We start from the raw sequence: 10,575 nt of genomic DNA on the forward strand, positions 1-10,575 counted from the left end.
ACCGACAAGCACCAGTACGAACTGAAGGTGCGTGCGGAAGACCAAAGCTTCTACCGCGAAACCCAGCCAGTTACCGTCAGCGCCAAGCCGGCGTCTGCGGGCACGGGGGCCGGGACGGCAGCTTCAGGAGCGTCCAAGGATAAACCGTTCCCTACGATGCTCGTCGTGATCGGGGTTATTGCCCTTCTGATCATCGCGGCCGCGGCGTATTTCATTTTAAATGCCGTGAAGAAGGCGAATCGGGGCTTTGTCGGACAGATGGTCATCGAGATCCGCGACGAGAATACCGGGGAGAAGACGTACCCGCAATATAAGAAGCTGACCTCATTCCGGGGCAAGTTCAACCTGCACCAGCTGCTGCAGTTGGCGCCGGAACTGAAGGAAACCGACAAAATCATGTTTACGCCGGGTAAGAACGACCGCCTTGTGCTGAAAAATGCCTCGCCTTGCACGATTGAGCGGTCCGGCCGCGTGCTGGATGCTTCCGCCGGCGTGGAGCTGAAGAGCGGAGACCGCCTGAGCGTGTCTCTGCAGCAGATTGACAAAACGATACAATTTGAATATTTGGTGTAACGGGTTATTCATATCCGTGCACCTTTTCCAGGAGGGGAATCTATGAAACCGGTCGTTAGAGAACATATACAGCAGCTGGACGTGTCGCTGGGAGGCGGTATCGTCAGCGAAAAAATCCGGGTGGACACGATTGACAACCCGATTCTGATCATCGGCCTCGGAGGCACCGGCATCGATGCGCTGCTGCGCCTGAAATACCAGATCAACCGGCGCTTTAAGCTGCCAGAGGATCCGCTCTCCAAGAAGAAAATGGACAAGCCGGACAACGTCGAGTTCCTGGCTTTTGAAACGAACGAGCAGGACCGGAACAAGCGCTACAAAGGCGTGGGCCTGGATCCGATCAACGAATTCGTGCTGCTGTCGAACGCCGAGATCGGCGGACTGCTGCAGAACCGCAGCATTTTGGAGCCGTACATTACGGACTGGCTGTCGCCCGAGCTCAGCATCACCGACGGCATGAACGGCGCGGCGGGCGTCCGCCAGGCGGGACGCCTGCTGCTCTTCACGAAGATCAACCAGGTCGTGCAGGCCATCGACAAGAAGATCAAGACGCTGTCCGTAGGCACCAACAAGAAGCTGATGGTGTTCCTGCTGACCGGCCTCTCCGGCGGTACCGGAAGCGGCTGCTTCCTGGACATCGCCTATATCGTCCGCGGCATTATCGAGCGCGACCATGGCTCCGCCGGGATCGACCGGGTCAACACGCTCGGTTATCTGTTCACGCCGGATATCAACCTGGCGAACAAGAGCCTTAGCGAACATACGCGTGAGTACATCAAGAAGAACGGTTATGCAGCCCTCAAAGAGCTCGACTACTGGATGAACGTGGACGCGCGCGGGGAACGGTTCAAACAGCAGTACGGCAACATTCTGACCGTCAACTCGCCGCTGCCGCCGTTTAACCTGTGCCATCTGATTTCGGCGACCAACACGGAAGGCAAGCTGCTGGAAAATGCTTACGATTACTGCATGAACGTGACTGCCGAGAACATTACGAACTTCATGGCGAGCGAGGAAAAGCAATCGGGCGAAGAATTCGCCATTCACGACTATATCAGCAACATCCGCACGAACATCGCCCAAATGAACAAGGCGTATCCGGCCAACTACGATTACAATATTATCGGCGCCTCGTCGGCCGTGCTTCCGATTGAGGAAATGACGACGTTTCTGGCGTACCGCCTGTTCGGCAAAATGGAGACGATGTTCGAAAAAGCGCCGAATCAGGAAGACGTGGAGAAGTTCGCCCGCAAGCTCGGCGTCGATCTCGACACGATGGTGAAGACGTTTGAATCGCGCGTGCCGGAGCCGCTGCCCGGCTACCAGAACAGCGAGCGCTTGAGCTACACGAACGTTGTTAAAAATCAGGTCATCAACATGGACACCGAGCTGGAGCAAAATTTCCTGGCGCGGGCCCGTGAGGAGTATATCAAGGCGAAGAAGCAGCTGCCAGGGGAAATCGTGGCGCAGTTCAGCGACCAGATCCGCCGCATGTTCCTGCACCCGCAGCAAGGGCCGTTCTACGTGTCCCGCCTGATCTACACGGAGAAGGGATTCAGCCTGCTCAAAATGCTGCTCTCCTATATTGAGACGCTGCGCGAGAACCTGACCCGCATTCCGCGGGACATCGAGGTGGCCCGGGAGCAGGCGGATGAGCGTCTGGGCGATGCAAAGAGCGCCTTCGTATCCAAAGAGAAGAAGAAAAACGTCTACATCGAGGCCAAGATCAACGAATACTGGCTGATGGCGGATGTAGAGCGTACCGAGCAGATGATCGAGTTCTACGAGGATCTGTACGATCTGCTGAACAAGGAAAACAACCGCATTTATAACGTATATACCGAAATTTTGAACGCGCTGAACTCCATTTTCGCCAAAAACGGAGACATTCTCCTGAATGGGGAAGAGCAGCAGGATCACAAGGGCAACAAAACCTACTACTGGAATCTGGTCAGCGTGCCCGACATCTCGAAGGTCATTAACCGCATGATGGAGCAGAAGGATGTTGACGATCTGATCCGCGACTTTGCGCAGGAGCTGCTGGACCATTCCAACCGCTGGATTCGCGAGCAGGAGATCGACGTGGTCAGCTCCATTTCGGAGTTTCTGACCGACAAGTTCGGCGACCTCATTACCCGCTCGATGGAAGACTTCCTGATCATGAAGTTCGGCCAGGAGGAGTCGATCGAGAAGTTTGTGGAGCGGAACATCGCCAGCAAGCTGGACGAAGAGGCTGTGCCGGTCTTCCACTTGAGCAACAGCGCGGGCAATCTGTACTTCCCGTCTGGGGCTTTGTCTCCGTGCCGGTGCAGGCGCCGAGCATCCTGAAGGGGATCCGCAATTACCAGAACAACTCGGTGGGCAAATCGCATTTTACCGTCAAAGAGAGCGAAGTGAAGAACCGGATCTTCTGGCTGAACACGAAAAATGGCGTGCCGCTGTTCGTGTATACGCCGCTTAAGGTGTACGAGGAAAGCTACGAACGCACGATTCTGGACAAAGAAGGCATCGGCCGCCACCTGGTGCAGACCGACCGCGTGAACTGGACGTACCTGCCATCGCCGATTCCGGAAAAATCGTGGGGCGAGACCTACGTAAACCCGCGGGTGCAGAGCTACAACGCCCGTGTCCGCACCGAATTCGACCAAGCGCTGCAGTTGAAGGTGGTTCAGCTGAAGGATGCCGACCAGAACACCAGCAACCGCTACGCTGTGGTGTTTACGAAGCCGTTTGACGTGGAGTCTGCGCTGCGCGCGTACGACATGCAGCTGAATGCCGCCAAGCCGAACCTTGGCGAAGTGAAGCGGGCGCTGACCGAGCTGAAGCGTTACTTGAGCGAGGGATTGGAGCGGGAAGGATCGAAGGATATCTTCGGCTCGATCAATGAGGATCTTGCCAAGGAGAACCTGATCCGTTCGCCGGAGCTCATCACCCTGGTACGGGCCGAATTGGCCAAATATACAGCGCGGGAGCTCGACATGATGCAGCGCCCCGAGTACATGTTCTCCGCACCGCTGCACGTAACGGAGGACGGATTGTCCATTCCGGTGACGCATCCGGCTTCGCCGCTGTTCGATCTGGTGTATGTGCTGTCGGACAAAAACGAGCGCGGCATCGCCGATCCTGGCGGCATGCAGGACAACTATGAGATCATCTGCCACCTCGGCCTGCTGAAGAACCGCAAGCAGAAGGAACATCAGGTCGACGGTCAGGCGGGAAGCTATAACAATACCTCCTTCAAAAACAACATCATGACCGAGTCCGGCCGGCAGGGCTATGTCTCCGCCGGTTTCTCCAGGGTCAAGCGGCCGAACCAGCCGATTGCCCTGACGGTGCTGTACCATTTCTACAGCCAGCTGCTGCTGCGGATGAAGGCCGGAAGGGAGCTCGGCATCAAGGAACGCCTGGCATTCTTCGGGCTGGATCCGGCGGCGGTTTCGTCGCGAGCGGACCATGTGGTGCCGGACGGCAGCCGGATCGAGGAAATGAACGGCATGATGACCCGGCCGGTCGGCTTCGCTTCGCTGAAAGGAATGTCCGTACGCGAAGCGGAGGAGGCGCTGTTCGGTGATGGATGCCGGAGGTATTTTCAAGCCAACTACGAGCAGGAGGCAAGCGAAGCGCTGGGCCGCCTGGACGGGGCGGAGGAGCTGGATTCCGTCATCCGGCAGCAGATGGCGGAGCATCCGGAGATCAGCGTGTTCCACATTGCGGCGTGGACCGGCGAGAAAGACGGGGCAGGCGGTGTGCTGGAGGCGCTGCGAGCCCGGATCCGCGATATGGCCGGCCAGCTGGAGGCTGACCGGGCCGAGCTCGACCGGTATTACGGCGAGCAGGTGGGGAACCTGCCTTTTCCAAAACGGCCGCTGATGGACAAGCATAATGTGCGGAGCTTTATCCGCTATTTTCTGGAGACCATCTATCAGCGCAAGCTGGAATTGCTGCTCCTGGAGACCGAGCTGAAGCTGTACCGCCGCTACGAGGCGGAGCTGGAGCGTCTGCACGGCCATTACAAACGGCAGGCGCAGCGACTCGAGCAGCTGGAGGGCGAGCTGCATGCCTCCGCGCAGCAGAGCATTCGGGCTGCCGACGATTATATCGGGCAGAACATTATGGAGTATTACGGACTCGTGACCGAAGACATCATGCGCGACCTTGAGGCGAAGAGGGGGCCGTTTATCTTTTTCGAGGACCGTTATGTCGGGAACCTGTCCGCATTGTCAGTTGCAGGTACCGACAGACTGCTGGAGAGGCTCATTGCTGTCGTAGAACGTGATTTGCTGACGGCAGAGCCTTTTGATCAGACCTTTGAGGATGAATTGCTGCGCCGGGCCAACGTAACGATCGATTACAGCAACAAGCAGGTGCTGTCGAAGGAAGACCTGTTCAAGATGCTGTACCGAACCCTTGAGGAGCATGCGGTCATTAACGTGCGGCTGTTTGACTATACGCAGGAGCACCGCTATGAGGAAAAGTATTTCTTTGGCGATGCCAGCAGCGAATTCGTCCGGTATGCCCTAGGGGCAGACGAGACCTCGCGCATCTACAAGCTCGGGGTCGTTCACGAGAAGCGCAGCAGCGGCGTCGAGAAGCTGAACCTGATGGGCGGATTCCATCTGGAGGACTTAATGTATTACCGCAACGGCAAAGCCTATTATGAGACGTACGTCCAGAACGGCTACGAATTTCACGGTGTGGACCCCGGGCAGCTGCCGGAGCTGCGGTAAGGGCCCGGGCGCCACTTAAGAAAGGAAGCATGGTATCATGCAGCGTAAAATCAATCTGCTTCTGCTGCTCCTCAGCCTGATTGGCGGCGCGGCCGGCTACGTCATCGGAGAGGTCGTGCTGCACGTGTGGGGCAGCGATCTTCCGCGAATCGTGGCCATTGGATTATATTTGGGAATACTGGCTCTCTGCATCGGCACCGGGTGCCTGATCGCGGAGATGATGTCACCACGCCTGAATGGGCCGTCCTGGAGACAGCGGTATATGGGGACTTCATGGAAACTGCTCGTGCCAGCCACACTGGTGCTGGTCTTCGTGCTGGGATTGGTTTTGGAGTTCGTCTATGAAATCAATCCCGGCCATGCGAAGCCGGTCAAGGACATTGCTCTGGTCATCGACAACTCCGGAAGCATGGGGGAGACTGACCCGGACAATGACCGCTACACGGCAGCCAAAAACCTGATCAACCGGATGGACAGTGACAACCGGGTGGCGGTGATGGTCTTTAACGACCAGACGACCCTGCTGCAGCCGTTTATGAAGGTCAAAAATAAGGATGCCAAACATAAGGTCATCTCCGAAATCGACGGGCTTGAAGCAACCGACGGGGGAACGAACATCAGCCTGGCGCTGGCGGATACGATGAAGCATATCGAGGAAACGAATGACGCCAGCCGGAACACGATGGTTATCCTGCTGTCGGACGGCATCAGCGATGTCGACCTGAACAGCGCCCTCGCGGCGTACAAGCAGCGCCAAATCGCCGTCAACACGATCGGGCTCAGCCTGGTTCAGGCGGATGGGGCGCAGCTGCTGCAGGATATTGCCCGGGAGACGGGCGGGCAGTATTACGACGTGTCCAATGCAGGCGACCTGTCGCCGGTCTTCCAACAAATCTATGAAGACGTAGGCGACCGGACGCTTCTGACCGAGCGGACCGGCCCGACGCAGGACAGCGTCTATTACCGGATGCTGCACATCGCTTTCATCGCCATCATCGGCGGGGCGATCGGCTTGTCCCTCGGCCTGATCTTCGACAACCGGTATCTGGCCCGCAGCTTTGGTATTGGCGGCGTGGTGTCCGGCCTTATCGCCGGAGCCGTGCTCGAATTCGGCCTGTCGGGCCACACCGTAGGCGACGAGATGGTCCGCCTGCTGTCGTGCCTGATTCTGGCCGGCGTGCTCGCCTTGTTCACCGGCGTCATTCCGGTGAAGGAGAACGGCAAGCTGGCGGCCGGTCTTCAGCGCCCGGGCCAGGCCGGACGGACGCAGTCCGGCTTCGATCGGCGCCAGAAAGACAACACGAGCAGAGGATTCTAAGCAGGGAGGCGCATGACTTATGCGGTTTATCGATGCACAGCCGGGCGACCCGGTCATCCGCGGCTTGTCCCACCAGCTGGACGAGGATCGCTGCTTCAGGCCGTGTACATCGGCAGAGCTTTTGACATTCTTGCGGAGGACGCGGGAGAGGGCGGAGCTTCGGCTCCGTCCGATTCGCCTTCCGACAAGCTGAGGCTGTATACCCGAAACGAATATAAAGCGAACAACGGTTATCACGACCGGATTGAGGGCGTCGGACGCGTCATCTACACCGTCTATGCTTCGGTAACGGAACAAGGCGATGCCGTCCTGTTCCGCCAGCCTGACGGGGCCAATCGTGCCGTCTTCAGCACAGGCAAAGCCCGCGTGACCGTCTCCATCCGCGAGAAGGGCGGATGGCTGCAGAAGTTCAAGACCGTGGAAATCCGGGTGACGACCGAGGTCCCGATCCCAAAGGAAGCGCTCTGCTATGTCAAGAAGCAGGGAAGCTACCCCGCCCACAAGGAAGACGGAACGGTGTATCCGTTCGTCATGGATTTCGCGGCGGGGAAAAACGTGCTGCCCGCCATCGAGGTGGGCAAAAACGACTACGTGCGCCTGTTTTTTACGGACGGGAAGAAGTACGGGCAGCTCTTCGAGTTACACTCCATATAAGCACCTCCGGCTTCTGTTGGGTCGCTCCATATATGCCCCTTCGGCTTCTGTTGAAATCGTGTTATTTTGATGAGATAGGAAGGGAATAACACGATTTCAAAGGAAGCACGTAAACTCTCCGGTCCATATATTCCGCTTGGCAGGGGGCAATTTGAGGGTAGACTCAGGATGTTCCATATAGACATGGCAGGGAGCAATTTGAGGGTAGACTTAGGATGCCCTATATTGACATGGCAGGGAGCGTTTGTGGGCGGACTCAGAGTGCTCTATGTTCGCTTGGCTGAAGGAAGCTATGAGCAAACTCAGAGGAACAGGCGGAAGTTGGTTAGCTGAAGATGGCTGGTATGAGGCGATTCAGAGATCCCGGGCAGGCCGTATCGGCTGCCTTTAGGCAGGAATGTGCGATAAAATATAGAGATTAAACATATGAACTATTAAACTAGTGAAATTAAGGGTTAGATTGAACGGAATTATATTCAAGGGCGGATTGCTAGCTTTGAGGGACGAATTACAGGACTAAAAGTGCGAAAGCTTGCGGAATTGACCTGTAAAGTTGCAGAATGGAGTTTGAAGGTTCGAGGTAGAGTTAAAGGTTGGGCCTGCGGAACAAATAAATTAGTAGAACAAATAGATTAGAAGAACGAGAAGATGACCAGAACGAATAGATTAGCAGGACGTATACATTAAGGGAGCAGTGCTTTGAGTGAAGTGAATAGAGAGAAGTGCCTAGAGAATAACAGCTTAGAGCTTAAGAGTGAGCGTACTCCATTGGGCATAAGCATTGCGAAGCCCAGGGTTAAAAATGCTGCCGGAGAAGACCCAGCGGAGAGGACGGAATCATTCTGAAGAAGCGGCAGCGGTCGCCTTTGCCTCGGAATTTCAACCTTTAATAGGGTTAATCAAATCAGGAAATTTGGAGGCAACAGCGATCGGAAGAATGATCCGGCATCGGAGCGGGCTTTAGCTTCTCTGCCACGGCTCGAGGAAGATATTCTCGATGTTTTGCTTCCGCAAAACGTGAGATATCAGCGCCTCTTCGAGTCAGCTCACGATAAGGCATCAGCGCCTCTTCGAGTCAGCTCACGAAAGGTCATCAGCGCCTCTTCGAGCCAGCTCATGAAAAGGCATCAGTGGCTCTTCGAGCCAGCTCACAATGAGATTACTAGCGGCTCTTTGAGCCAGCTATTGAACATAGAAGTACGGGAAAGGGGGAACGACAGCATCATGGGCATTTTTGACAGGTTCAAGAGGAAGCCGGAGCCGGAGCCCCGGCCATTGTTTTACGATATCGTATGTCCGTACTGCTTCAGCAAATTTTCGCCGGAGGAGGTCGTGTTCCGCGCTGCCCACCATCGGGAAGACGACGAGGATTACGCGCTCCGCGAGGATGAGGAGCTGAACCGCTACCGGGAACGCTTCGGCCTGGATTCGGTGTACGACATGGAGGCGATCCTCTATCCGCGGGATATTCCCGAGGAGCATCAGATCTACTCCGATCACGTACTGATCGGGCTGAACGACCGCTACGGGGTGGTCACGCGCAGACGGCTGTGCCCGAAGTGCCATAACGAACTTGTTTGAACGCGGGGACCTGCTCGCTTCCACGCAGAAGGAGAAGATGCAGGAGCCGTTATTTTCCAATTCGTGTTCAAGGACGAGACGAAACCGCCGCTCACGCTGGTGTTCTTCGATGTGGCTGGCGAGGGCATGGTCGACGAGGATTATCTCGGCCTGCACGGGCAGCACATCAAAAACTCCGCCGGCATCTTGTTCATGATCGATCCGCTGCAGATCCGTTCGATCCGCGAGAAGATCCGCCTGAATTTAGGCGACCAGCCGGGGGAATGGGTGTCGCAGTACGATGAGCCGCGGGACGTGGTGCTGACCCTGTTCGGCGACTTTATCGCCTACGAGGACAAGGGCAAAACCGACATACCGACAGCGGTGGTGCTGACGAAGAGCGACATGCTCCACTCGCTGAAGGACGAGGACGGCGAGTACGTGAAGCCAAACAGCAACATTTTCAACAACATGGTGCACCGCAAATATTTGAATCTGACCGAGTTCGAAAATATCGACGGAGAAATCCGCCGCTTCATCGAAAAGGTCGACCGGCCGTTTAAGGGGACGATGGACGTGTATTTTTCCAATACGGCTTATTTCGCAGTGTCTGCGCTGGGCAGCAATCCGGTGGGGCAGAAGCTGCAGAGCGTGGTCAGCCCGATCCGGGTGGATGAGCCCTTTATCTGGCTGCTGTACAAGCTGAAATACATTGAGGGGAGAGAAGACTAGTGCCGGATTTCACTCCCAAAAAGGTTCAGCAGCAAATGTATACCCGCGAACGGCGCGGGATTTTCCGCTCTACCGAAGGGTTTGATACGATAGCCAGATCGCTGGGGCTGGAACATGGTTTTATTAAAAAGGTGCTGCATCCGTTCTGCCAATACGACGCCCCGGCGGAGTTGACCGCTCGGAGCGAGAAGGAAGCAGCCGCTTATCCGGACGCCCTGCATCTGTTTCGGGCCGAGACCGGGGAAACGGTTCTGGGGCGCAGCGTGTACCAACCGGCGGATTTTACCGGGCTGCGCAGCGCCTTTTTTACCCATAACTATGTACTCCCACCGGGCTGGATGGAGCAGACGGGCACAGATTACCGCAGGCTCCTGAACGCCCAGTTTACCGATCATTATGACATTGAGCTGGGCCCGGACCTCCCCGAACTGGGGGATTTACCAGTGGCGAAAGACGGGCAGAATATGGCGGCGGCCGAGGTCATGGCGCTCCTGGAGGAGCTGCATATTGACGAGAAGGTGTTCAAACAGCTGCTGTTTGCAGCCATGTCGTCGGTATCGGGCAAAAAGAAGGTATACATCGTCTTGGACGTTCCGGTGGAGCAGTTGTCCGTCAAGGCGCGCGAACTGCTGCATGTGCTGTATGGCAGCCTGCCTTACGCGCTGCGCAGTGAGCTTGGTTTTCTGACGTATGCCAAAGAGCCGCAGAGCAAAAAAGGCATCCACCTGACCTTCGTGGAAAAAGGGGGCCTGCGCCTCGGTGACCGCAGCGTGGAGAAGGATTATTTGTTTGAGCTGGCGGCGGGCCGCGTCATTAACGTGGACTTGGACTGGTCCAAGCAGCCGTATCTGGATTTTGCCTGGGCGAATCTGCGGAATCCGGAGCGGGCAGAGGAATTTTATGCTTTTGCCGACCAAATGATGGAGGGCATGGAGCCGATCCGGCGGATTTCGATTGCGGGCTACCATGAGCTTTGCGCGCTGTACCAGATCGATCAGGGCCGGGAAGAGC

At 56.4% G+C, this 10,575-nt stretch carries 2 protein-coding genes and 4 pseudogenes; all 6 read left to right on the forward strand.

The genetic code is table 11. The features are described from left to right. Positions 1-573 (forward strand): annotated as a pseudogene (locus CPT76_RS28230) (VWA domain-containing protein); the annotation flags it as partial. A 42-nt stretch (positions 574-615) separates the two neighbouring features. Further along, positions 616-3,533 (forward strand): annotated as a pseudogene (locus tag CPT76_RS28235) (tubulin-like doman-containing protein); the annotation flags it as partial. Between the two features lie 1,804 nt (positions 3,534-5,337). Further along, positions 5,338-6,618, forward strand: a complete 1,281-nt coding sequence (locus CPT76_RS28240) for a vWA domain-containing protein (RefSeq protein ID WP_105445237.1) — start codon at positions 5,338-5,340, stop codon at positions 6,616-6,618. Positions 6,619-6,637: 19 nt separating this feature from the next. Beyond that, positions 6,638-7,272: pseudogene (locus CPT76_RS28245) on the forward strand (beta-mannanase). Between the two features lie 1,224 nt (positions 7,273-8,496). After that, positions 8,497-9,564 (forward strand): annotated as a pseudogene (locus CPT76_RS28250) (hypothetical protein). Then, positions 9,564-10,575, forward strand: a 1,012-nt coding sequence (locus tag CPT76_RS28255; protein WP_483870079.1) for a GAP1-N2 domain-containing protein, incomplete at its 3' end; no start/stop codon positions are given. The pseudogene CPT76_RS28250 and the gene CPT76_RS28255, both read left to right, overlap by 1 nt.

This window comes from Paenibacillus sp. AR247 (genome assembly GCF_002968895.1).
Lineage (GTDB): Bacteria > Bacillota > Bacilli > Paenibacillales > Paenibacillaceae > Paenibacillus_AQ > Paenibacillus_AQ favisporus.